The 25,884-nt window shown below is 52.1% G+C and carries 26 protein-coding genes; 7 read left to right on the top strand and 19 right to left on the bottom strand.

The window, feature by feature from the left end; all coding sequences use genetic code 11:
- Positions 1-86: 86 nt before the first annotated feature.
- Complete coding sequence (gene yacL / locus OGY15_RS21465; protein ID WP_151216757.1) at positions 87-449, top strand: protein YacL; 363 nt, start codon at positions 87-89, stop codon at positions 447-449.
- Positions 450-482: 33 nt separating this feature from the next.
- Here yacL and OGY15_RS21460 read toward each other — a convergent pair whose 3' ends face one another.
- On the bottom strand, positions 483-830 hold the full coding sequence (locus OGY15_RS21460; RefSeq protein ID WP_003018667.1) for a YacC family pilotin-like protein: 348 nt from the start codon (positions 828-830) through the stop codon (positions 483-485).
- Between the two features lie 153 nt (positions 831-983).
- Here OGY15_RS21460 and cueO point away from each other — a divergent pair, with 153 nt between their 5' ends.
- Positions 984-2,603 (top strand): multicopper oxidase CueO, encoded by a 1,620-nt coding sequence (gene cueO / locus OGY15_RS21455; protein WP_286541019.1) that lies wholly within the window; start codon positions 984-986, stop codon positions 2,601-2,603.
- 86 nt (positions 2,604-2,689) lie between these two features.
- Here the strand turns inward: cueO and OGY15_RS21450 are convergent, their stop codons facing one another.
- Positions 2,690-5,080 (bottom strand): glucose/quinate/shikimate family membrane-bound PQQ-dependent dehydrogenase, encoded by a 2,391-nt coding sequence (locus OGY15_RS21450; protein ID WP_151216758.1) that lies wholly within the window; start codon positions 5,078-5,080, stop codon positions 2,690-2,692.
- A 203-nt stretch (positions 5,081-5,283) separates the two neighbouring features.
- Between OGY15_RS21450 and hpt the strand changes: the two genes are divergently transcribed.
- Positions 5,284-5,820: a hypoxanthine phosphoribosyltransferase gene (gene hpt / locus OGY15_RS21445; protein ID WP_042312274.1), complete on the top strand. Its 537-nt coding sequence runs from the start codon at positions 5,284-5,286 to the stop codon at positions 5,818-5,820.
- 68 nt (positions 5,821-5,888) lie between these two features.
- On the opposite strand, the gene can is transcribed toward hpt, so the two are convergent.
- Positions 5,889-6,578, bottom strand: a complete 690-nt coding sequence (gene can, locus OGY15_RS21440) for a carbonate dehydratase (protein ID WP_151216759.1) — start codon at positions 6,576-6,578, stop codon at positions 5,889-5,891.
- A gap of 108 nt (positions 6,579-6,686) precedes the next feature.
- Between can and OGY15_RS21435 the strand changes: the two genes are divergently transcribed.
- From OGY15_RS21435 to OGY15_RS21420, 4 genes are all read left to right on the top strand, one after another.
- On the top strand, positions 6,687-7,613 hold the full coding sequence (locus OGY15_RS21435) for an ABC transporter ATP-binding protein (protein WP_151216760.1): 927 nt from the start codon (positions 6,687-6,689) through the stop codon (positions 7,611-7,613).
- Positions 7,610-8,380, top strand: a complete 771-nt coding sequence (locus tag OGY15_RS21430) for an ABC transporter permease (protein WP_042312267.1) — start codon at positions 7,610-7,612, stop codon at positions 8,378-8,380. The genes OGY15_RS21435 and OGY15_RS21430 overlap by 4 nt, the downstream gene beginning before the upstream one ends.
- Positions 8,381-8,483: 103 nt before the next feature.
- Entirely contained in the window at positions 8,484-8,924 is a 441-nt protein-coding gene (locus tag OGY15_RS21425; protein ID WP_187253734.1) for a PTS sugar transporter subunit IIA, read from the top strand.
- Between the two features lie 61 nt (positions 8,925-8,985).
- The gene (locus tag OGY15_RS21420; RefSeq protein ID WP_286541009.1) at positions 8,986-10,215 is read left to right on the top strand and encodes a polysaccharide deacetylase family protein; all 1,230 of its coding nucleotides are present in this window, start codon (positions 8,986-8,988) and stop codon (positions 10,213-10,215) included.
- 6 nt (positions 10,216-10,221) lie between these two features.
- On the opposite strand, the gene panD is transcribed toward OGY15_RS21420, so the two are convergent.
- From panD to dksA, 16 genes are all read right to left on the bottom strand, one after another.
- Entirely contained in the window at positions 10,222-10,602 is a 381-nt protein-coding gene (panD, locus tag OGY15_RS21415; protein ID WP_000621526.1) for an aspartate 1-decarboxylase, read from the bottom strand.
- A gap of 93 nt (positions 10,603-10,695) precedes the next feature.
- Positions 10,696-11,550, bottom strand: coding sequence for a pantoate--beta-alanine ligase (panC, locus tag OGY15_RS21410; protein ID WP_151216765.1), 855 nt, complete (start codon positions 11,548-11,550; stop codon positions 10,696-10,698).
- Between the two features lie 9 nt (positions 11,551-11,559).
- Positions 11,560-12,351, bottom strand: coding sequence for a 3-methyl-2-oxobutanoate hydroxymethyltransferase (gene panB / locus OGY15_RS21405; protein ID WP_286541138.1), 792 nt, complete (start codon positions 12,349-12,351; stop codon positions 11,560-11,562).
- Positions 12,352-12,468: 117 nt separating this feature from the next.
- The gene (locus OGY15_RS21400; protein ID WP_286541007.1) at positions 12,469-13,722 is read right to left on the bottom strand and encodes a fimbrial protein; all 1,254 of its coding nucleotides are present in this window, start codon (positions 13,720-13,722) and stop codon (positions 12,469-12,471) included.
- A gap of 96 nt (positions 13,723-13,818) precedes the next feature.
- A complete protein-coding gene (locus tag OGY15_RS21395; RefSeq protein ID WP_286541006.1) occupies positions 13,819-15,075 on the bottom strand; it encodes a fimbrial protein in 1,257 nt (418 codons plus the stop codon).
- 10 nt (positions 15,076-15,085) lie between these two features.
- The gene (locus OGY15_RS21390; RefSeq protein ID WP_286541005.1) at positions 15,086-15,661 is read right to left on the bottom strand and encodes a fimbrial-like protein; all 576 of its coding nucleotides are present in this window, start codon (positions 15,659-15,661) and stop codon (positions 15,086-15,088) included.
- Between the two features lie 6 nt (positions 15,662-15,667).
- The gene (locus tag OGY15_RS21385; protein WP_286541004.1) at positions 15,668-16,258 is read right to left on the bottom strand and encodes a fimbrial protein; all 591 of its coding nucleotides are present in this window, start codon (positions 16,256-16,258) and stop codon (positions 15,668-15,670) included.
- A 16-nt stretch (positions 16,259-16,274) separates the two neighbouring features.
- Positions 16,275-16,850 (bottom strand): fimbrial protein, encoded by a 576-nt coding sequence (locus OGY15_RS21380; RefSeq protein WP_286541001.1) that lies wholly within the window; start codon positions 16,848-16,850, stop codon positions 16,275-16,277.
- Between the two features lie 13 nt (positions 16,851-16,863).
- On the bottom strand, positions 16,864-19,464 hold the full coding sequence (locus OGY15_RS21375; protein ID WP_286541000.1) for an outer membrane usher protein: 2,601 nt from the start codon (positions 19,462-19,464) through the stop codon (positions 16,864-16,866).
- Positions 19,465-19,484: 20 nt separating this feature from the next.
- Positions 19,485-20,228, bottom strand: coding sequence for a fimbrial chaperone (locus OGY15_RS21370; RefSeq protein WP_286540998.1), 744 nt, complete (start codon positions 20,226-20,228; stop codon positions 19,485-19,487).
- A 70-nt stretch (positions 20,229-20,298) separates the two neighbouring features.
- Positions 20,299-20,889, bottom strand: a complete 591-nt coding sequence (locus OGY15_RS21365) for a fimbrial protein (RefSeq protein ID WP_286540996.1) — start codon at positions 20,887-20,889, stop codon at positions 20,299-20,301.
- Positions 20,890-21,291: 402 nt separating this feature from the next.
- Positions 21,292-21,882: a fimbrial protein gene (locus OGY15_RS21360; protein WP_286540993.1), complete on the bottom strand. Its 591-nt coding sequence runs from the start codon at positions 21,880-21,882 to the stop codon at positions 21,292-21,294.
- Positions 21,883-22,460: 578 nt separating this feature from the next.
- Positions 22,461-22,940 (bottom strand): 2-amino-4-hydroxy-6-hydroxymethyldihydropteridine diphosphokinase, encoded by a 480-nt coding sequence (gene folK / locus OGY15_RS21355; RefSeq protein ID WP_210904452.1) that lies wholly within the window; start codon positions 22,938-22,940, stop codon positions 22,461-22,463.
- Positions 22,937-24,331: a polynucleotide adenylyltransferase PcnB gene (gene pcnB, locus OGY15_RS21350; protein WP_210904658.1), complete on the bottom strand. Its 1,395-nt coding sequence runs from the start codon at positions 24,329-24,331 to the stop codon at positions 22,937-22,939. Before pcnB ends, folK begins: the two co-directional genes overlap by 4 nt.
- Positions 24,332-24,402: 71 nt before the next feature.
- Positions 24,403-25,299, bottom strand: a complete 897-nt coding sequence (gene gluQRS / locus OGY15_RS21345) for a tRNA glutamyl-Q(34) synthetase GluQRS (protein ID WP_286540992.1) — start codon at positions 25,297-25,299, stop codon at positions 24,403-24,405.
- A 69-nt stretch (positions 25,300-25,368) separates the two neighbouring features.
- Positions 25,369-25,824 (bottom strand): RNA polymerase-binding protein DksA, encoded by a 456-nt coding sequence (dksA, locus tag OGY15_RS21340; RefSeq protein ID WP_003018625.1) that lies wholly within the window; start codon positions 25,822-25,824, stop codon positions 25,369-25,371.
- Positions 25,825-25,884 lie beyond the last annotated feature (60 nt).

Here is a 25,884-nt window from a genome sequence, read left to right as displayed (position 1 = left end):
ACGCTTTTTTTCTGCGGCGCTGCTGCGATAATTACAGCAAGGCGCAATGCGGTATTGGCGCATTGCCGGGAGCTGAGGAAGACATTATGGATTACGAATTTCTGCGCGATATTACCGGAGTGGTAAAAGTGCGTATGTCCATGGGCCACGAAGTGGTGGGGCACTGGTTTAACGAAGAAGTGAAAGAAAACCTGGCCTTACTTGATGAAGTGGAACAGGCGGCGCGTGCGGTGAAGGGCAGTGAGCGCTCCTGGCAGCGGGCAGGACATGAATACACGCTCTGGCTGGATGGCGAAGAGGTGATGGTACGCGCCAATCAACTGGAGTTCTCCGGAGATGAAATAGAAGAGGGGATGAGCTACTACGACGAAGAGAGCTTTTCACTTTGCGGCGTAGAGGATTTTCTTCAGGTAGTGGCGGCATACCGCGAATTTGTGCAACAGCGTTAATTTATGCGGAGCCTGTAGGCTCCGCATAACTATCTATTTAACGTAAGCCAACAGGCTCAGGGAGTCACGCGCGAGCGCTTTGCATTTCTTTGCCGTAGGAATGCCGATACCGCTGAGATCGCGATAGCTGTCTTCACCCAGCGCTTTCATATTGAAGGTGTCGTAATTACTTAGGTCCCACTGGTTTTGCTGGGCAAAAAAGACCAGTGCGCGACGAATCTGCCCATTAGGTAAATTCTGGTATCCACAGTCATTTTTCAGAAAAACAAAAACTGCCGTTAAATCGGCCATATCTTCGGCTTCGGACTCACTCAGCGCATAGCTGTTTGCGCATACGGCCATCAGGCTGCCGAACAAAACTGTTCTGAAAAACGTCTTCATTGCTTCTACCACTGCATCACGGAATTTAAACGTTAGCACACTGCGAGCGAAGCGACGACCTTTATTATTTGCCATTCACTTGACCTTCCCGTAAGGGGAAGGCTTATGCTTAAAAGATAGCCTGCTTAAGCTGCTGAATATAAGGAAGTGAGAATGCAACGTCGTGACTTTTTAAAGTACTCCGTGGCGCTGGGCGTCGCGTCAGCGTTACCTTTATGGAGCCGGAGCGTATTTGCCGCCGACCGTCCCGCCTTACCCATTCCTGATCTGTTAACCGCCGATGCTTCGAATCGCATCCAGCTGATCGTGCAAGCCGGGCAGTCAAACTTTGCCGGTAAAACGGCCACGACCTGGGGATATAACGGCAATCTGCTCGGACCGGCGGTCAAGCTGAATAAAGGGCAATCGGTGACCGTCGACATTCATAACCAGCTTACCGAAGAGACAACGCTACACTGGCACGGACTGGAAATCCCCGGTGAAGTCGATGGCGGGCCGCAAGGCATTATTCCTGCAGGCGGGAAACGCTCCGTGACCTTCATGCCGGATCAACGGGCAGCAACCTGTTGGATCCACCCACATCAGCATGGCAAGACTGGTCGTCAGGTGGCGATGGGGCTGGCCGGGCTGGTGCTGATTGAAGATGAAGAGATTCGCAAGCTGCTGCTGCCTAAGCAGTGGGGCATTGATGATGTGCCGGTAATCATGCAGGACAAGCAGTTTTCCGCGGATGGACAGATTAACTATCAACTGGACATCATGACCGCTGCCGTCGGCTGGTTTGGCGATACGCTGCTGACCAACGGGGCGATTTTTCCTCAGCATGCGGCGCCGCGCGGCTGGCTGCGCCTGCGTCTGCTTAATGGGTGTAATGCCCGCTCACTGAATATCGCGGCCAGCGATAATCGCCCGCTGTATGTCATTGCCAGCGATGGCGGTTTGTTGGCGGAGCCGGTAAAAGTGACCGAGCTTCCTATGCTGATGGGCGAACGCTTCGAAGTGCTGGTGGATGTGAGCGACGGTAAAGCTTTTGATCTGGTCACATTGCCTGTCAGTCAGATGGGCATGGCGGTGGCGCCGTTTGATAAGCCGCACCCGGTCATGCGCGTTCAGCCGCTGCTGATTACCGCCTCCGGCACGTTGCCGGATACGCTGACATCTATGCCAGCGCTGCCGTCGCTTGATGGGCTGACGGTACGCAAACTGCAGTTGTCTATGGATCCGATGCTCGACATGATGGGCATGCAAATGCTGATGAAGAAATACGGCGGGCAGGCCATGGCAGGGATGGATCATGGGAAGATGATGGGCCATATGAATAACGACAATATGGGTCACGGGAACATGGATCATGGCAATATGAACCACGGTGAGATGGGGAATATGCAGCATGGCGGCATGGGCAACATGAAGCAGGAGGGTACATTCGATTTCCATAATGCTAACCGGATTAACGGGTTGGCGTTTGATATGAATAAACCGATGTTCGCCGCGGCGAAAGGTCAGCACGAACGCTGGGTGATTTCTGGCCAGGGCGACATGATGCTGCATCCGTTCCACATTCACGGCACGCAGTTCCGCATTCTGTCTGAAAATGGCAAAGCGCCTGCTGCCCACCGTACAGGATGGAAAGACACGGTGCGGGTAGAGGGCGGCGTCAGCGAGGTGCTGGTGAAGTTTGACCACGACGCGCCAAAAGAGCATGCCTATATGGCGCACTGTCATCTGTTAGAGCATGAAGATACCGGCATGATGCTCGGATTCACGGTATAAAAAAAGCCGGGGGGCGGCTTCGCCTTGCCCGGCCGACATGTCGCATCCGTAGGCCCGGTAAGCATTAGCGCCACCGGGCTTTTCAGTTATTTAGCGTCGTCCGGCAACGCGTACGCCACGATATAATCGCCCATCTTCGTCCCAAATGAGCCGTGGCCTCCGGCGGATATAACCACATACTGCTTACCGTTAACTTCATACGTCATCGGTGTTGCCTGGCCACCGGCCGGTAAGCGCCCCTGCCACAGTTTTTCACCGTTGCTCATGTTGTATGCGCGCAGATAGTTATCGGCAGTTGCGGCAATAAACAGCACGTTGCCCGCAGTGGAGATTGGTCCACCCAGCATCGGCATCCCCATATTGAATGGCACCGGAACCGGCATCGGGAACGGCATGCTGTCCTGCGGTGTACCAATACGTTTTTTCCACACTACCTTATTGGATTTCAGATCGAGCGCGGAGATATATCCCCAGGCCGGTTGCTTGCACGGCAGTCCAAATGGCGAAAGGAACGGGTTCAGCGTGACGCCAAACGGCACACCGTACTGCGGCTGAATACCGGATTCCGTACCGCTGCCTTTGGCATCTTTCGGCGGCTCCATTGGGTTGCCGGGACCGCGTGGGATCAGCTTCGAAACGAACGGCAGCGCCATCGGGTTAGCAATAGCGACCTGACGGTTAGGATCAACGGAGATACCGCCCCATTCGAACATACCGAGGTTACCAGGGAAGACCAACGTGCCTTGTTCAGATGGCGGGGTGAATATCCCCTCATAACGCAGTTGGTGGAACATCACGCGGCACACCAGCTGGTCAAACATGGTTGCGCCCCACATGTCGGCCCCGCTGAGATCTTTTTTCGGACGGAAGCTGAGATCGGAGAACGGCTGGGTTGGGCTGACATAATCCCCTTTAGCTGCGCCTTGCGGCACCGGTTTTTCCGGGGCAGGTACCACCAGCTCGCCATTACGGCGGTCGAGGACGAAGATATTACCGGTTTTCGCCGGAGCATAAATGACCGGAACTTTCTCTCCTTTAACGGTGATATCTGCAAGGGTCGGCTGCGCCGGTAAATCCATATCCCACAGATCGTGGTGAACGGTCTGATAACTCCAGGCAAGCTTACCGGTGCTGGCATTCAATGCCAGAATCGAACTCGCGTAGCGTTCCTGTTCCGGCGTGCGGTTACCGCCCCAGATATCCGGGGTGGTGACGCCCATCGGTAGATACACCAGGTCCAGCTTCGCGTCATAGGCCGCAGGCGCCCAGGAGTTCGGAGAATTAAAGGTGTAGTGCCCGCCCGGCTGCGGGATCGCGTTTGGATCTTTCGCACCTGGGTCAAAGGCCCACAACAGTTTACCGCTGTTAACGTCAAAGCCGCGAATTACGCCTGACGGCTCGCGGGTAGAGAAGTTATCAGTCACCGCTCCGGCAATTACTATCACTTTATCGGTGATAATCGGCGGAGATGTCGGCTCGTACATACCTGGCGTGGTTACCGGCATATCGGTTTGCAGGTTCAGAATACCTTTGTTCGCAAAGGATTCGCACAGCTTACCGGTGTCAGCGTTGAGAGCAAAAATGCGCCCATCGTTGACCGGCAGAATAATGCGACGCGGACAGTCGGCCACCACGTCAGACGAAGCATTCGCCGCCGTTGCTTCATGATAAGACACCCCACGACAGGTGACGTGCTGGAAGCTGGTGTTGGTATTGAGCTGTGGATCGAAATGCCACTTCTCCTTCCCGCTGGCCGCATCGAGGGCAAACAGCCGCTGGTGGGCGGTACACAGATAAAGACTGTCGCCCACTTTTATGGGGGTAACTTCGTTGGTGATTTCACCAGGATCGTTCGGTTGTTTTAAATCACCGGTACGAAATACCCACGCTTCTTTCAACTGATGAACGTTGTCAGCGTTAATTTGTTTTAACGGAGAATAGCGTTGGCCTTCCTGATTACGACCATAAGCAGGCCAGTCCCCATCGGCAACCGGCGAGATTGCGTCGGCCTCTGTGGCATCAGCACTCAGCGTGCCGTGAACCTCTTGCGGATCGTTAAAGCCAGCCCAGGTCAGGATGCCGCCGCTTATCAGCAGGGCCACAACCAGCGCGGCTACCGCACCGCTGGATGGGATTATCAGACGATGCCAGACGAAAGGTAAAATAAGCCAGATACCAAAGAAAACCAGGATGTCGCTTCGCGGCGTCAGTGCCCAGAAATCAAAGCCGACTTCCCAAACACCCCAAATCATGGTGGCGAGAAGTAGGACAGCATACAGCCAGAGAGCAGAACGTTTACTTCGCCACAGCAGGAAAGCCACACCGAGCATGACAAGGCCCGCGATCGGGTAGTACCAGGAGCCTCCGATAGCGACCAGCCAGCCTCCGCCAATCAGGAGATAGAGTCCACAAAGTGCCGCGAACAGGGCGCTCAGGGTCACGATAAGCCGTTGAGAACGTACGTTGTTATTTGCCATAAAAAATACCATCACGGGTGTTATTTATTTATTCGCAGTTAATTATAGGAGCTAAAACGCGTGATACTCGTCACGTTATGAACTTTATCAACAGATGCCGCGTGTGAATGCTTTTACTGGTATACTGCGTGCCTTGCGCTTAGATGCTCGCTTATTACAAGTAAGCATTGAGTGATTTGTTTTTAAATCATATGGTTAGAGATATGAAACATACTGTTGAAGTCATGATCCCGGAAGCGGAGATCAAAGCGCGTATTGCTGAACTGGGACGTCAAATTAACGAACGTTATAAGGACAGCGGCAGCGATATGGTGCTGGTTGGTCTGTTACGCGGCTCATTTATGTTTATGGCCGACCTGTGCCGTGAAGTGCATGTCTCCCACGAAGTCGATTTCATGACTGCATCCAGCTACGGCAGCGGAATGTCTACCACGCGTGATGTTAAAATCCTGAAAGACCTGGATGAAGATATTCGTGGCAAGGACGTGCTGATTGTCGAAGACATTATTGACTCCGGCAATACGTTGTCTAAAGTGCGTGAGATTCTGAGCCTGCGCGAGCCGAAATCCCTGGCCATCTGTACGTTGCTGGACAAACCTTCCCGTCGTGAAGTGGATGTTCCGGTTGAGTTTATCGGATTCTCTATTCCAGATGAGTTTGTTGTTGGCTACGGCATTGACTACGCCCAGCGTTATCGCCATCTGCCGTATGTTGGCAAAGTGGTGCTGTTGGACGAGTAATATTGGGAGCGCCTGCTGGCGCTTCGCTTATTCGGCCTGCACGTTACTTCCGCAGGCCGAAAAGTCGCTTACGCGTCGCTGCCGTTTGTTGGCATCTGCTTGTGATTGGTATGTTTCTGACTGAGGTTAGACAACCCCTGGCGATAGCGCTGCTCCAGCGTTTCGCGACTGGTGGCGGTGACGTCAAGATCGCGCAGCAGGCCATCATGAATACCGTAAGCCCAGCCGTGAATTGTGACTTTCTGACCGCGCTTCCAGGCTGAACGCATAATGGTTGAGTGGCCGAGGTTGTAGACCTGCTCCATGACATTCAGTTCGCAAAGGGTATCAATGCGGCGTTCCTGTGGCATTTCGCCCAGTAGTGAGCTGTGTTTAAACCAGATATCGCGAATATGAAGTAACCAGTTATCAATCAGTCCCTGTTCTTTATTTTCAATAGCCGCCTGGACGCCGCCGCAACCATAGTGACCACAAATAATAATATGTTCCACTTCCAGCACATCCACCGCATACTGCACTACTGAGAGGCAGTTCAGGTCGGTGTGAATAACCAGATTGGCAACATTACGGTGGACAAATAATTCGCCCGGCTCAAGACCGGTTAATCGTTCAGCGGGTACGCGGCTATCGGAACATCCAATCCATAGAAAACGCGGATTCTGCGCATGTGTCAGCGTTTCAAAAAATCCGGGATCCTCTTCTACCAGCATCTTTGACCATAGTGCATTGTTGCTGATGAGTGTATCTATGTCTTTCATGGAGTTGTACGACCCGAAGCCAGATAAATTCGATGGGCTAATATAGGTTAACTCCAACATTATTTAAACTATATATAAAATGTCAGAACGTAAGGTAAGTAAAAAACCATGACCATTGCTCTGGAACTTCAACAACTTAAGAAAACCTATCCCGGTGGTGTTCAGGCGCTACGCGGCATAGATTTGCAAGTCGAAGCGGGCGATTTCTATGCGCTCCTGGGACCTAACGGCGCAGGGAAGTCCACCACCATCGGGATAATCAGCTCGCTGGTGAATAAAACCTCCGGACGGGTTAGCGTTTTCGGCTACGATCTCGATAAAGATACGGTTAACGCCAAACGCCAGCTTGGGCTGGTCCCGCAGGAGTTTAACTTTAACCCGTTTGAAACCGTGCAGCAGATCGTGGTTAACCAGGCCGGTTACTACGGCGTTGAGCATAAAGAGGCGGTCAAACGCAGCGAATTATATTTAAAGCAGCTCGATTTATGGGAAAAACGCAACGAGCGCGCGCGCATGCTTTCCGGTGGGATGAAGCGCCGTCTGATGATTGCCCGGGCACTCATGCACGAGCCCAAATTACTCATCCTTGATGAACCGACGGCGGGCGTGGATATTGAGCTGCGCCGTTCAATGTGGGGCTTTTTAAAAGATTTAAACGACAAAGGCACCACGATTATTCTGACCACCCACTATCTCGAAGAAGCTGAAATGCTGTGTCGCAATATCGGCATTATTCAGCATGGTGAGCTGGTGGAAAACACCTCAATGAAGAGCCTGCTCTCTAAACTGAAATCCGAGACCTTTATTCTCGATCTGGCGCCGAAAAGCCCGTTGCCAAAACTGGAAGGCTATCAGTATCGTCTGGTGGATACTTCCACGCTGGAAGTGGAAGTTCTGCGCGAGCAGGGCATTAACAGCGTCTTCTCCCAACTGAGCGCTCAGGGGATTCAGGTATTGAGTATGCGGAACAAAGCAAACCGACTGGAAGAACTGTTTGTTTCTCTGGTGCATGAAAAACAAGGAGATGGCGCATGATGCAGCTTTATTGGGTTGCGCTGAAAAGCATTTGGGCGAAAGAAATTCACCGCTTTATGCGTATCTGGGTCCAGACTCTGGTTCCCCCCGTCATCACCATGACGCTCTATTTTATTATCTTTGGTAACCTGATCGGCTCGCGTATTGGCGAAATGCACGGTTTTAGCTATATGCAGTTTATCGTGCCGGGTCTGATTATGATGGCAGTGATCACCAACTCATACGCTAACGTGGCATCGTCATTCTTCAGCGCCAAGTTTCAACGCAATATTGAAGAGTTGCTGGTCGCCCCGGTGCCAACACACGTGATCATCGCCGGTTTTGTCGGCGGCGGCGTGGCGCGTGGCCTGTGCGTCGGGATCCTGGTCACGGCGATTTCACTGTTCTTCGTGCCGTTCCAGGTACATTCCTGGGTCTTTGTGGCGCTCACGCTGGTGTTAACGGCAGTGCTGTTTTCGCTGGCCGGTTTGTTGAACGCGGTTTTCGCCAAAACCTTTGACGATATCAGCCTGATCCCAACTTTCGTGCTGACCCCTCTGACCTATCTGGGTGGCGTGTTCTATTCGTTAACACTGCTGCCGCCGTTCTGGCAGGGGCTTTCGCATCTGAATCCGATCGTCTACATGATTAGCGGCTTCCGCTACGGCTTCCTGGGGATTCATGATGTTCCCCTGGTCACCACATTTGGCGTGCTGGTGGTGTTTATCGCTGTGTTTTATTTGCTGTGCTGGTACCTGATTCAGCGCGGTCGAGGATTGCGCAGCTAATTCTTTCTTCCTCTTCTGACCAGGGAGAGGAAGACTTTTGATGCTTATCACCATTACGGATTTATCACCCTGATAAACTACTTGCCTGCTAAGGAGGTAGGCAATGTTAGGTTGGGTAATTACCTGTCATGACGATAAGGCACAGGATATGCTGCATCGTCTGGAAACAAAACACGGTCCTTTGGTCCAGTGTCAGGCGGTAAGTTTTTGGCGAGGGCTCAGCTCGAACATGCTAAGTCGTATGATGTGCCATGCCTTGCATGCTACAGACTCGGGAGAGGGCGTGATATTCCTGACCGATATGGCCGGGGCTGCGCCTTACCGTGTGGCTTCGTTAATGAGCCATAAACACCCCCAGTGTGAAGTGATTTCAGGTATCACTTATCCATTACTTGAGCGAATGCTGTCGTCGCGGGAATCGATGAGCAGCGCTGCGTTTCGCGACAGCATCGTCGCGCTTGGCGGGCCTGAAGTCTCCAGTCTCTGGCATCAGCAACAAAAAAATCCCCCCTTCGTGTTGAAGCATGATTTGTATGAGTATTAATCATTGGTATTGATGGCGTTTTTGCTACAATAGCCGGGGTTTCTCGCCTCGGTTATCTCATATGGTTATGCGCGTTCTGCTTATTTTATTGCTCCTGTTTTCTGGCAGCGTCACTGCGGCTTTGCCTGCTCGCTATATGCAAACCACCGAAGCCGCCGCCGTATGGGCGCAAATTGGCAATAAAATGGTGACGGTCGGGAATATTCGCGCCGGGCAGATCCTCGCCGTTGAGCCCATCGCGGCAGACTATTACGAATTTGCCTTTGGTTTTGGCACCGGGTTTATTGATAAGGGGCACCTGGAGCCCGTTCAGGGGCGGCAGAAAGTCGATGATGGCCTGGGCGATCTCAATAAACCGCTGAGTAATCAAAGTCTGATAACCTGGAAAGATACATCGGTTTATAACGCTCCGGATGTCGGTAGCGCCCCATTTGGTGTGCTGGCTGATAATCTGCGTTATCCGATTATCAGCAAGCTTAAAGACCGACTCAACCAGACCTGGTACCAGATCCGCATTGGTGGTCGACTGGCCTATGTTAGCTCGCTGGATGCGCAGGAAGACAACGGTATTCCGGTGCTAACTTACCATCATATTCTGCGCGATGAAGAGAATACCCGCTTTCGCCATACCTCCACCACAACCTCCGTACGTGCGTTCAGCAACCAGATGGCCTGGCTCCAGGATCGTGGCTACACCACGTTGACGATGTATCAACTGGAAGGCTACGTGCAGAATAAAATGAATCTCCCGGCGCGGGCGGTGGTGCTGACCTTTGATGATGGTCTCAAGTCGGTGAGCCGTTATGCTTACCCCATTTTGAAGCAGTACGGTATGAAGGCCACGGCGTTTATCATCTCCTCACGCATCAAGCGCCACCCGCAGAAGTGGGATCCGAAATCGCTGCAGTTTATGAGCCTCTCTGAACTGCAAGAGATCCGGGATGTGTTCGACTTCCAGTCGCATACCCATTTTTTACATCGGGTTGATGCGAATCACCGACCGATCCTGCTGAGTCGCAGCTATCACAATATTCTGTTCGATTTCGCCCGTTCGCGCCGGGCGTTGTCCCAGTTTAATCCTCACGTCCTGTATCTTTCGTATCCGTTTGGCGGTTATAACGCCACGGCGGTAAAAGCCGCAGGCGACGCAGGATTCCATATGGCGGTCACCACGGTGAGAGGGAAGGTTAAGCCGGGAGATAATCCGTTCTTATTGAAAAGACTTTATATTTTAAGAACGGATTCGCTGGAGACAATGTCGCGGCTGATAAGCAACCAGCCGCAGGGGTAATGGCTGTCAGGCAACCTGTACCGGAATGGCTTTCGCGGTGCGCTTCATTTCGTTGTCGCCTTCAAAGTAGGCTACTTTTGGACGCCAGGTACGGGCTTCTTCATCAGACATCGTGACGAAGCTGGCAATAATCACAATGTCGCCAACCTCGGCGCAATGCGCTGCCGCACCGTTCACTGAGATAATTCTGGAGCCGCGTTCAGCCGCAATCGCGTAGGTGGAGAAACGTTTCCCGTTGGTCACGTTCCAGATATCAATCGCTTCGTTTTCCAGAATACCAGAGGCGTCAAGAAAATCCTGGTCAATGGCGCAGGAGCCTTCATAGTGCAGGTCTGCCTGTGTGACTTTTACACGGTGGAGCTTGCCTTGCAGCATGGTGCGAATCATAACTTCTATACCCTGTCGTTTATCTTGGCTAAGCAGGCGCAATTGACCTGCTTTGAGAATTTCAGGCAGTATTGCCTGATTTTTAACCCCTGTCTACTGGGCTAATGTAACGCTTTGATTATCGATCAGACGCGCCTGGCCCAGCCAGGCGGCGACCAGAATCACTGCGCGTTTGCTGGTTTCAGTCAACTCCAACAGTGTGTCGGCATCACGGATCTGAATGTCGTCGGCGCGGAAGCCTTTTTCATTCAGTTCGTGCTCAGCAATGGCGACAATCTCTTCCAGATCGCGCTCACCAGCCTGTAATTTTTCACCGATATGGCTCATTACTTTGTATAAACCAGGGGCGATTTTACGCTGCTCTGCCGTGAGATAGCCGTTACGTGAGCTGAGGGCTAAGCCGTCTTTGGCACGAATAATGGGTACGCCGACGATCTCAATGTCATAACCCATATCCGCTACCATTTTGCGGATCAACGCCAGTTGCTGGAAATCTTTCTCGCCAAAGCAGGCGATATCTGGCTGGATCAGGTTAAACAGCTTGCTGACGATAGTGGAAACACCGCGGAAGTGACCCGGACGGCTGGCGCCTTCCAGCATAGTAGACAGTCCAGGAACATCTACATAGGTATGGCCTTCTGTGCCCTGCGGGTAGATTTCTTTCTCTGACGGTGCAAAGACGACATCGACTTTACGCTTGTTCAGTTTTTCGCAATCTTCCTGCAGCGTGCGTGGATAGCGCGCCAGGTCTTCCACACGATCAAATTGCATTGGGTTAACGAAAATACTGACGATCACGACATCAGCCTGAGCCTTTGCTTCATCAACCAACTTCATATGACCGTCGTGTAGGTTCCCCATGGTAGGGACCAGCGCGACGCGTTTGCCTTCCTGACGCAGACGACGAATATGCTGGCGCAGCAACGGCAGAGTTTCAATAATTAACACGTTGACTCCTTAATGGAAACTGTGTTCTTCACCCGGATAGACGCCGGATTCAACCTCAGCAATATACTGCCGTACTGCGGCGCGCATGTCGCCCGCTTCAGTGAGGAAATTTTTGGCAAATTTAGGGATATGGCCGCCGGTAATGCCGAAGGCATCGTGCATGACGAGGATTTGTCCATCAGTGACGTTACCTGCGCCAATACCGATAACCGGAATAGACAGCGCATTTGTGACTCGCCTCGCCAGCTCAACCGGTACGCATTCCAGCACCAGCAACTGAGCGCCAGCGGCTTCCAGCGCCAGCGCATCTTCCAGCAGAACGTCTCCGGCATTGCCGCGGCCCTGAATTTTATAGCCGCCAAATACGTTCACCGACTGCGGGGTTAACCCCAGATGACCGCAAACCGGCACGGCACGTTCGGTGAGCATTTTCACCGTATCAACCAGCCAAGCTCCGCCTTCAATTTTTACCATATTGGCGCCCGCACGCATAACCACCGCGGCGTTTTCAAACGCCTGTTGCGGCGTGGCATAAGCCATAAATGGCAGGTCTGAAAGCAGCAGGCAGTTGGGCGCACCACGACGCACGGCGCGGGTGTGGTAGGCAATATCTTCAACGGTCACAGGCAGGGTAGAATCATGACCCTGAACGGTCATTCCCAGGGAGTCACCGACCAGCATCACGTTAACGCCTTCGTCAGCAAACAGTTTGGCAAAACTGTAGTCATAGGCGGTGATGGTGGCGAAGCGTTTCTTTTCCTGTTTGCATTTCTGCAGCAAGGCGATGGTGGTTGGTTTCATCATAACCCCTATTGGTCATCAATAATCTGAATATAATGGCCGCATTGTAGGGGAAGCGACGATGGAAAGTTAGCCCTTTATGGAGATCTCCCGGCCATAGACGGCCGGGAGAGGGCGTTACTTGTAGTCCATCGTAAAGACACCGGTGGCTCTGAAATTACCCGCAGTGATTGGTAGGTTGCTGTCCTGCTTAAGCATAGCCAGAAAATTGAGCGTATTAGATTGACTTACACCCGGTTCATTGGTGCCGTAGATGTTGTTATCGTTAAGGGTATCGTTCTGATTGTGATATACCGACATGGCGTTATTGGGCATCATAATGGTTTGCGGGCTGTGGTTATTGGCCGCGCCGCTAATCTGCAAACCGACTCCATCGGCCCGGTTGTCGGCTAACGCATTGCCGAGTAGGGTTGGGTCGGTAGCGACATTGTTTGAGGTGAGCGTCACGTCAATAGTGTTGAGCCCCTGACAGCCAGTGAGCTGAAGAGAGAAAGGTACCTGTTTTGCGCCATTGATAATTTCGTTTGGGTTGTAGGAACCTAATTCGACGATGCCCTTATTGACGGCCGCACCGGTGACGGTTACCTGCCCCAGGCAAGTGGGTTCGCTGATCTTCAGTGCGCTAAGATCAAAATTAACATTGATGTAATAGCTGGCAATTCCAGGTCCGGGATTTCTGTTCCATAAGCGAAAGTGATAAGTGTCCTGCGACAGTAGTTGCAGAGCAGTACCTGATGGGGGAGGAGTATAGTTCTGGTCGGTATAAAAGGTAATTGAACTGTAAAATCCCAGGCCTCCATAGGTTGTGTATTCAACTTTGTCTGTGGTGCTTGTAGCGTCACACCACGTTGAAGCGGTAGGAATTGGGATCAGAGCTTCATATTGAATGCCGTTGCGAATATTCAGTTCCGTGACATTAAAAGTAAACTGCCCCGCCGAACTCAAATCACGCAGGTTAACTGAGAAATAGAGCCCCGGAATATTTGTTTTAAAGAGATCGACTCCATTATAGGTGGTGAAATAGACAAAGCCTGACTGCACCGAAAAACCGTTCCCTGTGCCGTTAGATGAGCGGGTACAGTATGCACCCTGCCCACTTTTTCCTGCACCGTGGCTGTCGTCCCAGTTTAACACCACGTGGGCCGGGGCCAGCGTAGCGCTACGGTTAAATATCACGGTAGGGCCGCTTGGATAATTGATATTAATATAACCATTGCCCGTTGGCCCTGAGCTGTATTGAGTGGAGCCCCCCGAATTGCCCAATACATAGGTTTTGGTCGCTGCCAGGCTACTCGCGCAGATGACAGACAACAGGAGCGCGATGGCCCCTTTTTTTCTACAGTTGGTACGTAGCCTGAATAATGTCCACATTGTTTTCAAATCCTTAGTGAGGGTCAATGATAAAAGCAATGGCCCATCCAATCTAAAAACGCCCTTGTATGCTATGTGCTGGCAATGGGCGAGGAATTAAGGGTAGTCGAGCGTGAAGATACCGGTGGCTCTGAAATTACCCGCGGAGATGGGTTGATTACTGTCTTGCTTCAGCGTTGCCAGGAAATTGAGGGTTTGAGATTGCGCAACGCCCGGCTCATTACCTACAACAGTGCCATCATAGATGTTGTTTTCACCGGTGGAATCGTGCCGGTCGCGATACACCGAGTTCTCGTCATTTGGCACCAGAATGGTCTGCGGGCCTAAATTATTCGCCGCGCCGCTGATCTGCACACCCACGCCGTCGGCCCGATCGTTGGCTAACGCATTGGCGAGCAGAGTACGATCTCTGGCCACAGAACCTGAGGCGAGCGTGACGTTAATATTGTTCAACCCTCTGCAGCCTGCTAACTGAATGGCGAAAGGCACTGGCGCTGCGCCTGAGAGAATATCGCGCGGGCTGTAGCGCCCCATGTCGACAACACCGCCGCTGACGCTGCGACCGCTGACAGCTGGTTGAGCCGTGCAGGTGGGTTCGCTGATTTTGATTTTGCTGATATCGTAAGTGACAAGGATGTCGTGGCTGGCAATACCTGGGCCGGGACTCTCATTCCAAATGCGAAGGCCGTAACCGTTCGTTAGCAGTTGAATAGAATTTCCACCAGGGACATAGGTCTGGTCGGTATAAAAGGTGATCGTATTGTAAAAAGCAAAGCCGCCATCGGTGGCGTAGTTCACACCACCGCTGGTGTTGGTTTTATCGCACCAGTTTCCACTGGGGATGGGTGTCAGCACATTGGACTGAATGCCATTACGAATATTCAATTCAGTGACGTTCAAGGTAAACTGATTTGCGGCGCTAAAGTTATGTAGCTTAAGCGAAAAGTAGAGTCCCTGAATATTGGTTTTAAAGATATCCACTCCGTTATAGCTGCCGGCGGAGATAAAACCCGACTGTACTGAAAATCCACGTTCCGTACCGCTGGATGACTGGGTGCAGAATGCGCCCGTTGAGTTTTTTCCCGAACCATGGTTGTTATCCCATTTCAACACCACGTTGGCTGGCGCCAGGGTGGCGTTACGGCTAAATACCACCGTGGGGGCTGCGTTGTAGGTGATATTAATTGTGCCATCTTTTGAGGGACCGCGGCCGTCCTGGTAAGAGGTCTGGTATTCGCCTAACACATAGGTTTTTTTTGCGAGGCTATCGGTGCTGACGCCAGACAGCAGGCTGACGAGCAGGAGGGCGGTAACGCCTCTCCCGCCTCGTCGTTCGAATAATGTCCTTATCATGCTCACTTCCTTATTCATAATAAACGGAAATCAGCACGCTGCTTTTGACCGGGCCGCCGGTAATCGACTGCGCAGAGACCACTTTCTGCATCCTGGCATAGAAGGTGTACATGCTGTCCTGATAGGTGGCGGCGGTCACGTCATATTGACTGCGCGGCGTGCCGTCGGGGTTCATCACGTTGACGATATGGCTGGGATCCTGAGTGGAGAAGATCACCACGCCCACGTTTTGTGCACCCGGCGTGGCGTCGTTTGGGAAAATTTGCGCTGACCCGGTGGCAAAACGCCCGGAAAGCGGCGAAAAGTTGAGGGTGATTTTTGACGGTTCTTTCCCACTGACCGGCATACAGTTTTTCACGCGGACGTAGAACGTAGAGCCCCCCTGGTAGGGATCTTCTGGTGTAATGCCGCGCGCGAAATAGTCGATATCTTTGGTGCCTAATTCCACCAGCCCATTGTTATCCAGGGAGATTTCGCAGCTGGTGTTCAGAATATTGGCTCTGATTTCCACCTCGTTATCGGCGTGGGCGAGAGAGGTTAATAACAACAGGCCAATCGCCAGCGTGCGGCGCAATAGTGTGCTCATGGCGTTTTACTCATAGGTGACGGTGAACAGGCCCTGGGTAGAGAACCCCCCGGTGTGTATATCGGCGATGGTGTTGCCATTGGCTATCACGATGCGGGCGCTGAGCGGCCACTTGACGATATTGTCGTCGTGCGCGTCGGTGACATTAACCGCTTGTTTAACCGGGTTGTTGCACTGCAGTTGTACGCTGCCGCTGCTGCCCGGCGAGGCGGTGGTCCACACTTCCGCCGAGACACCAGCGGCATCGTCGCTACCGTTTAGCGCGTTACGAAACCCGTTGCCGCTGCCGGAAAGACCATCGCAACCGGTTCTGGGCGTCAGGGTGACTGAGGCCTGATTCTTCACCAGCCCGGAGCAGTTTTTGAAGGCCAAATAAAAGGCTCTGTAATTGGTTTTATTCACCACCTGCGGAAGATAAATATCGCCGATATTGACCACTGAGTTCACCGTGCCGCTGCTGTCGGTGATCGTTGTTTCACAGGTTGGCTGGAGGAAGGAGGTGGACACCGTCATTTCCAGCGAGTTGATGCCCGCAAACCCAGGAAAGGCGATCAGCAGGGCCGGAAGCGCACCGCAGAGTGAGAAGAGAGATCGCATCAACGTAGCCTCATTGCTATTCATAGGTAAACGTAAACGTTGCCTTGGCCTGAAAATCCCCGCTGGTGGGGGTAATTGATGAACTGCTGCGACGGAAAAAGGCGCTGATATCAAAGCCGTTCTCTATCTGGTCGGCGCGCCATAGCACCTCTTGCGAACCATCCAGACGGAAAAGGGCGCCGTCATCGCTGCCTTTGGGCTTAAAACCAAGCGAAATGTTTTCTGCACCGCCACTCAGGCTGTTTTGCAGCTTGTAGTCGGTGCTGGGCATCCGGTCGGCTGACCATATGGTCATTTTCAGCGTGGTAATATTGTTATTGCACTCTTGCGGCAGAAGTTTGAAACTGCCTTCGGCCTCTGCTGTGGCATTAACCACTGCCGTCAGCGCCATGGTAGGTATCTTAAGCGAATATTGCGGGTCATTGCCGCTGACCGTGGCGTTCGTCACGCTGCTGACTTTCATGCTGCAGGTGGTTTCCGCTATTACGGCGGTAAAGTCGACGCTTAACCCTTGTTGGCCTGCAAAACAGGCCGGGGAAAACAGCAGTCCGGTTAGGCTCAACGTGGAGATTACGCGGCATATTTTCATCATCTTTCCTCGTAACCTATTGCATTATGCAGGGAACGGCATTGAACACGAGCGTTTTGCTGCCATTCTGCTCATCTTGCTGTGCCACCTGGTAGTGCAGGCGGCAGCTTTGGGATTGGTTTTTGAGCGTCCAGCGAACCACCAGATCGCCGCTATCGGCAATGCCGCGTACAAAGGCCTGGCTGCCCTGGCCTACGGTGCCTAATAGTGTCTTTTTCTCGTCGTAAACTTCGGCAGTGAAAGGAACCGGTTTATGGTCGCTGCGTACGAGGTTAATAATGGCTGCGCGGCCCTGGTCGGTCTCAAATCGGCTCAGCACCACCGCGCCACGGCGTGGGATCACCGTCGAGCTGGTACTTTTCAGTTCGACATCGTTTTCCAGCTGGTCAATATCCAGCGAGACCATATTTTCCCGGTACGGGGTCAGCGAACTGCCCACACCATAGCCAAAGCGGTCAACCGTACTATTGCCATAGTCAATTCGTGCTCCTTTGGCGCCGGGCGCTTCTATCAGCACCATCGTATCGCTATCGCCAAAGCTCTGGTTGCTGAAGGTCAGGCCGCCACGGTGCAAAATAAAGCCGCCGTCGGTGTTAAGGGAATATTGACGTGAGCTATCGTTGCTGGCAGAGGCGGACGCGGCCAGGCTGCCATATCCAGAGTCATAGCTGACGTAAGAGCTAACGGTGGAGAGGTTTTTATCCTCTTTGCGCATGTCATAGGCGGTGCTGACACTATAGTTCCAGCGGTTGTCGGCGCTGTAGCCGCTGGCGCTGGTGTTGAACTGGTTGCTGCCGTTAAAATCGCTGTTCACGCTGCTGTTTAAAGTATGGAAACCGCCGCCGCTGGTCTCTCTACCCAGTAGTTTATCCAGCGGAATGGTCAGACTGAGATACACCGAGTCGTCGCGGTTATTGTCTTCATCGTAGGTACGCTGCAGGCTCACGCTATAACTGGCCCAGCCCCAGTTGTTGCTGTAACCTGCCGAGAAGCTACTGCGTGAATCATTGGTGACCCAGTAATCAGACCAGCTGCCGGTAAGGTATATGGAGCCATAGGTCTCGTCGCCGCTTTGCAGGGTTTGGTTAAGACTGATGGTGAACTGGTTTTTCATTCGAGCGTAGCTATTCATGTTGCGGACTCTATCGCCACTACTGTGGTTCGCATCATCAATCAGCGTCAGCGCATCTTTCAGTCCCAGGTAGTCTTTCGTGGAGTAGCGGTAGGCCGCGATATTCAGTGAGGTGTCGGTCGGTGTGAAAAATTTGTTCCACGATACGCGATAGCTCTGGCCAGAGTAGGTTTGATCCTCCGGGATCCTGGCTTGCGATTGCGTCACGTCAAAGGAGATGGCGCCCGCCGAGGTATTCATCCCCAGGCCGAGCAGCCCGGCGAGATAGCCGTTATCTGTGGCCTGTATGCCGCTATAACCGGTAAACGTGCTGTTGAAGCCGTAATAGAACGTTCCCTGCGCCAGGCCGGGTTTATCTCTCAGACTGTCGTCATTGACTTCGCCTGCGCTGACGTCCCAACGGCCAACGCCTGGGTGCATCATTTGCACCAGCGATGAGAACGGCTGGCTGAAGGTATGTTTCGAGCCATCGGCCTCGGTGATGGTGACTTCTAAATCCGCGCCGTAGCCGGATGGTGAAAGATCGTCAATAACAAATGGCCCCGGCGGCACGGTGGTTTCGTAAATTTTATAGCCGTTCTGGGTAATGGTGACGCGGGCGTTGCTTTTCGCGACGCCACGTATGGTTGGCGCAAAGCTGGCAAGCTGCGGCGGCAACATTTGCGACTCGCTGTAAAGGCGCGCGCCGCGAATATTCACTGTGTCAAAGGTTTCACCGCTGGTGCCAGACTCGCCGAGAATGAGCTGCGAACGCAGAAAAGCAATGTCCCTCTGGACGTAACGGTTTTGGTAGTCAATGCGGCTGTCGCCGTCTTTCTGCCAGGAGTAGTTGCCCTGAGCGCGAAAATGCCATGCGCCAAGGTTGACCCCGCCATTAAAGCCAGCGTATACGCTGTCATCGGTACCCTCATTGTTTTGGTTTTTCCAGGCATTGAGGTTATACGACAGCATGGCGGCTGGGATACCATCGTCCCATAACGAAGGGTCAACGCTGTTGGCAAAACCTTTCTGCACCCACATTTGCGGCACACCGATATCCAGGCGCTGGTCGCCACCATCGAAGTGAACGCTTGACTGGTTAATGGCGCGCGGCAGCTTAAGGCAGCTGTTCGCGCGATCGTCGCGCTTGAGCCATACGGCATCTTCCGGCATATCGTCGGGCAGGCGGACGTGCAACTGGCTGAGTATTTTGGGCGTAATACAGGCTTCGGTTTTGCCGTTATTGGCGTCAATAAATTCAAGTTTTAGCGTGGTGACCAGCGTGTTATTGACATAGCCGCTGACGTCATAGAACCCGGCGGCAATGGCGTTACCGTTGGTGTAGCGGCTAAGGTCGACGCTGTTAGAGCCAGGCCCCATGAGAAATGAACTGTCAAATTCGACGTTTTCATTTTCGGCCCATGCGAGGGGGCAAGCCGAATAAACGGCGAACATAATCACACGGGCCAACAGCGAAACAGAGAACTTGTTTGACGACATATTCATCAGATGTCCAGAAGCTAAATTTAAAGATTGGCTTTGCCGTTGATGGCACCACCAAAATCGTTAATGGCCATATAATTGACGCTGGCTGTACCCGGCGTGCCGGTTAAGCCTGGGATCGCAAAGTCCGCTTCAGCTTTCGGTGCGACCATGGATGACGAAGCGACGTATTTCCGGCCATTTACATTTGTTTCTACCTTATTAAACGAAACAAAATAGCCAGTGGGATTGGTGACGTGCAGGACGGGTTTGCCCGCTTTTTGCTGCAGGCGCCACTGCAATTGATGCGGTGCTTCCGAGGCGTTGCCGTCCAGTCCGCCAGGGCGGTAGAACATTTTAATTCGCGTACGGAATGCCAGTTGCAGAAGATTTTTTTCGTTAACGTCTTCGTCTTTCATTTTGGGCGGTACTTCAAGGACGTTAAACCAATAGATACTTTCACGATCTTTCGGTAATGCGCGCCCGCCGGTAAAGGTGATTTTCACCGTCTGGCCGCGGCCCGCTTCAATGCGCGATACTGGCGGGGTGGCGTTGAAAGGAAGATTAATCGTGCTTGGGTCGGCGTTTTGATTGCCGTCATCCAGCCAGCTTTGCGTTAATGCCGGGCGCGAACCTTTATTTTCCAACCGAATGGTGATGTCTTTTTGAGCTTCGTTGTAAACGATTCGGGTGCCCGACAGAATAATATCAGCCAGCGCCGGGTTAATCGCCGAGGTAGCGGCGAGTAGAGATAATGCAATAAGAGTAGAACGACGCATCCTGGTCATTATTATTCCTCCATGTTTTTGATTAAAAGGGAATAATCGAATCCTTTATTCCCTTATAAAGCGTTAACGATTACTCATAGCTAACCGTATAGGCGGTATTCGATTTCACGTAGCCCGGTTTTACAGCAACTGCGCTGGCCTGTCTGACGTAGGACACCACAAAGTTAAAGGTGGCAATGCCGCTTTTGAATGCCACCTGGTGAGTGTCAGCAGGATTGTTGACTTTCACCTGTTTGTACGTCACGGCAGCACCAGACGAATCGACCATGTGAATCGCCAGGTTAACGCCGCTGGCCGGGCTGCTGATGGCATCATCGTTGTTCAGAGTGCCGTTAGCATTGCTGAAGAATGTGGAGGCCATGCTGAGATTGGCTTTGGTACTCGATGTAGCAGCGCCGCAGTCTACGGTAATGTAGAATTTTTCAGGCATAACGCCTGGCGTGGTGTCTGCTACGCCGGTGTTGGCAGCGATATCAGCCGTTTTGGCGGTTTTCAGCTGCACCTGTCCGTCCTGGCTGCCGCCGTTTACGTGCGGTGTACAAGTGTTGTCACTCACCAGACCGGCGAAGTCGACCTGACCGCCGTCCAATGCTGCTGCAAATGTCGTTGTGGTTGATGCAGCAGACAGCACCAGCGATAAAGCTATTAACTTTAATTTCATGTAGAAATATCCTTGTTAAAAATAATTTCATGTAAAGCGGCGCTCATTATATGGCGCATCAGTGAAATATAAAAATATAACATTTGGATGGTTTTGTTTTAAATTATTAATTAAGGTGATGATTCTTGTTCATTGCCTCATGTATATGCGATATAAAGCCTCGGTGTTTTTATCCTTTATGACACTTTGGATAATTATGCATTATTATTTTTGGGCCGTTTTTCGCAATCTTGCTGTTTACGCCATTGACTATATAAAATTATTTTATTTTTGCTTTTTGTTATTTTCGTTGTCTATTGTTACGGCAGGATAAAACCGCATCCGCCTGCTATGTGCTTATTATGCGGTAGCAGGGAAAAGAGGAGCTATCCCATTACTGCCGATAGCTCCAGAACCGAGCCTTTACTCGTAGGTCAGAGTATAGGCAGTGTTCGATTTCACGTAACCCGGTGTTACAGGAACCGCGCTGGCCTGTCTGACGTAGGACGCCACAAAGTTAAAGGTGGCAATGCCGCTTTTGAATGCCACCTGGTGAGTATCTGCAGGATTGTTGACTTTCACCTGTTTGTAGGCCACTGCTGCGCCAGACGAGTCGACCATGTGAATCGCCAGGTTAACGCCGCTGGCCGGGCTGGAGATGGCTTTATCGTTGTTCAGTGTGCCGTTGGCATTGCTGAAGAACGTGGAGGCCATGCTGAGATTGGCTTTGGTATTCGACGTCGCAGCGCCGCAGTCTACGGTGATATAGAATCTTTCTGGCATAACGCCCGGTGTGGTGTCTGATACGCCGGTGTTGGCAGAGATATCAGCAGTTTTGGCGGTTTTCAGCTGTACCTGGCCGTCCTGGCTACCGCCGTTTACATGTGGCGCACAGGTGTTGTCACTCACCAGACCAGCGAAGTCGACCTGACCGCCGTCTAATGCTGCAAGTGCAGAGGAGGAGAGCAGGGCAGCGGAGAAAGCAACCGATAGTGCGATGATTTTTTTCTTCACAAGAATATCCTTATATAAAGTTAATATGTGGCGCATTTTTTATCTGGTAAATAAAAATATGGTTTATATGAAATTAATTCGTGTGAATTAAACCTGAATGTGGTTACTTTGTAAAATCCATGAGTTGAATTTAAAAAGTTTTATCATTCATAAATTGAATATTATTTTTTTACGTTATCTCCTTTGTCTTGAAGAAGATGTCATTGATATGTCTTTTTTACGCTAAACCATAGGTTTTGATTAATTTTTGAATGAAATGAGCATTTTTTTGTTTTTTTATTCGTTTTGGGGTGGTTTTAATACATGTCGAAATGGTTATTAAATATTAGAGGAGTGTCGGTATATTATTTATATTATTTGTTTTAATGATGTAATTGCGTTATTTAGAATTTTTGAATTGTTTTGTTAGAAGATATAAGGAGATGTGGGTTAAAATTTCAGCTAATATTAAAGGCGTTTCGGTAGATTGATTTAATATTTCTCGATAGATTATATGGTGAAACTCGTCATCTACTCAAAACTCAGGCACGTGTTGTGACGCAAGCTGAATGATTCGTGCCTGCTTTATAAGCGCAATATTACCAGCGTTCGGGGCAGGGTGACACGTGACGCAGGCAGATAGCCAGCGGCTGGTTGTCATCGGGGAAGCGTAATTCAGGGGCTATTTCAAACAGTGGCCACAGCATAAATCCACGGTTCTTCATGTCATAATGTGGCACGGTCAGACGGTCGGTATTCATCACTTCATCACCAAACAGCATTATATCAAGGTCCAGCGTACGCGGCCCCCAGCGTTCGGCTTTACGCACGCGTCCCTGCTGTAGCTCAATGCGTTGGGTGTGATTAAGCAGTTCTTCGGGCGCGAGAGTCGTTTCCAGCGCCACGGCGGCGTTCAGGTAGTCTGGCTGATCCTGTGGGCCTAACGGCGGTGTACGGTAAAACGAGGAAACTGCGACGATGCGGCTGTCGGGAATGTCGCCTATCGCTTGCACGGCAGCATTAACCTGCTCCAGAGGTGAGGCTAAATTACTGCCGAGCGCAATATAAACGAGGGTCACGAAGAACCTTCACGACGCGGGGCACGTTTACGCGGGCGACGATGTCGACGGCGCTCTGGTTCTTCGTCGAGTTCGTTCAGCATGCCTTTTTGTTCCGGCGGCGCGGAAACCTGGAATTCACTCCACCACTGCGCCAGACGCTGCAGCTCTGCGTTGTGTTCCACTTCGGCGCGCAGGGCCAGTAGGTCGTAGGCAGCGCGGAATTTTGGATGCTCCATCAGCTTCCAGGCGCGTTTGCCCTGACGGCGGGACATACGTAGTTGTAGCTGCCAGATATCGCGGGTCAACGAGGTCAGGCGCTTAGGAATAGCCAGCGAGCGGCAGGCTTCGTCCAGTACGTCGTTCATCGCCAGCGCGAAAGCGTCGTAGTAGGCCAGACCGCTCTCCTGCGCGATTTTCTGCGCGGCTTCCAGTAACGGATACCAGAACATGGCGGCGAACAGGAACGCCGGGTTAACGCGCATATCATTGTTGATGCGGTTATCGGTATTCTTCAGCACTTGGGCGATGATGCGCTCCATCGGGCTGTCGCCGTCTTCGGTGAAATAGCGCGTAATAGTTGGGAACAACGGCTGGAACAGGCTGTACTCACGCAGTTTTTTATAGGTTTCATACCCATAGCCCGCCTGTAACAGCTTGAGCGCTTCTTCAAACAAGCGCGCGGGAGGAATATCGTTAAGCAGCGTTGCCAGACGCGGGATCGGTTCTGCGGTTTCCGGGCTGATGCGCATGTCGAGCTTGGCGGCAAAGCGTACGGCACGCAGCATACGTACAGGATCTTCACGATAGCGCGTTTCTGGATTACCGATCAGGCGGATGACGCCATCTTCGAGATCCTGCATGCCTCCGACGTAATCACGTACGGTGAAATCGGCCACGCTGTAATACAGGCTGTTAATCGTGAAGTCGCGGCGCTGAGCATCTTCCTCGATGGAGCCGAAGATGTTGTCGCGCAGCAGCATACCGTTTTGCCCGCGTTGTGACGTTGTGCGATCGGACTCGCTGCCTTCATGGTGTCCACGAAAGGTCGCGACTTCGATAATTTCCGGGCCAAACATGACATGGGCCAGACGGAATCGACGCCCAACAAGGCGACAGTTACGAAACAGTTTTCGCACCTGATCCGGCGTTGCATTGGTGGTGACATCAAAATCTTTCGGCTTTTTGCCCAGCAAAAGATCGCGTACGCCACCGCCTACCAGCCATGCCTCGTATCCGGCCTTATTGAGCCTGTACATTACCTTCAGGGCATTTTCACTGATATCTTTGCGGGAGATAGAGTGCTGCTCACGCGGGATTACCGTCATATGTGGACGGGCGACGGCAAGCTCGGCCTCGCGCTCCTCGCGGCTTAGCACCTTGCGGCAAAAATTAGCGACTCGGGTAAAAATAGTGCACCTCGGTAGTGTCAAACTTCAGTAAAGACAAGTGTTGCTGTGTAAAAATCGCGGCTAATCATAGCTCAGCATGAGGCATTTGAGAATGCCGGATTTATGCTTACCTGTTCTGGTACCCTGGTGAGATCCCAGTTAGCCACGGCAAATTGCAGGAGTTGTGCCACTGACATATCCCGCCAGTCGTTATAACTGGGCTGCCCCAAAAAGCGTAATGCATCAATCAGTACCGGGCGCGGATCGCCATTGGGCAGTGCAGGCGCATGATTCTGCTTGGAAAGTTTAGCGCCTTGTTCATTTAGCGCCAGTGGCAGATGAATATAGTCTGGTGCTTGCCAGCCGAACTGTTGATACAACGAAATCTGCCGTACCGTTGGTTCGATAAGATCGGCACCGCGCACAATCTCCGTCACGCCCTGGAAGTGATCGTCCACCACCACCGCGAGATTATAGGCAAACAGCCCGTCACGCCGATGGATGATAAAATCTTCCCTTGCGAGTTGCGGGTCAGCCTGAATCACACCGCGCAGTTGGTCGGTAAACTGCAGTACCGGGCGGCGCTGCTTAATGCGTACTGCTGCCTGTTCTGGTCCATGACGTCGCTCGCGGCAGTGACCGTCGTATATACCGCCGACGCTTTGAATACGCGCGCGCGTGCAGGTGCAGTAATAGCTCAGATCCTGCTGTTGCAGCCAGGCGAGCGCCTCGCGGTAGGCATCATGACGTTGGGATTGCCATAAAATGTCGCCGTCCCAGTGCAGTCCGTAATGTTCCAGCTGACGCAGAATTGTGTCTGCAGCACCGGGAACTTCACGAGGGGGGTCAATATCTTCAATACGTACGCGCCAGATTCCGCGATGAGCCCGCGCCTGCAGGTAGCTCCCGAGGGCGGCAATCAGTGAACCGAAATGTAGCTCGCCAGAGGGGGAAGGGGCGAAGCGGCCAGTATAGTGTGAATCGCTCATTTTGCGGGCTAACAAATAATAAGGCGGGAGAAGCTCCCGCCTGTAGTCAACGTGGTAAAATGGCCGGAATTAACCTGCCATTTGTTTTTCGCGGATTTCTGCCAGCGTTTTACAGTCGATGCACAGATCGGCTGTTGGACGCGCTTCCAGACGGCGAATACCAATTTCTACGCCGCATGATTCGCAGTAGCCGAAATCTTCATCTTCTACTTTCTTCAGCGTCTTCTCGATCTTTTTGATCAGTTTGCGCTCACGATCACGGTTACGCAGCTCAAGGCTGAATTCTTCTTCCTGCGCGGCACGGTCCACCGGATCAGGGAAGTTAGCCGCTTCGTCTTGCATATGAGATACGGTGCGATCAACTTCATCCCTAAGTTGATTACGCCATGCCTCAAGAATACGCCTGAAGTGCGACAGCTGGGCTTCGTTCATATACTCTTCGCCCGGTTTCTCCTGGTACGGCTCCACCCCAGCGATGGCGAGAATACTCAGGGACGATGTTTTACGGTTTTGCCCTTCTTGCATGTTGCTTCTCCTTAACACGCACTATCGATCCCCATGTTCGGGGGAAAAATCAGGTCGCTA

Source organism: Citrobacter sp. Cu231, from assembly GCF_030332265.1.
Taxonomy (GTDB): Bacteria; Pseudomonadota; Gammaproteobacteria; order Enterobacterales; family Enterobacteriaceae; genus Citrobacter; species Citrobacter meridianamericanus.
This window is presented reverse-complemented; position numbering and strand designations above follow the sequence as displayed.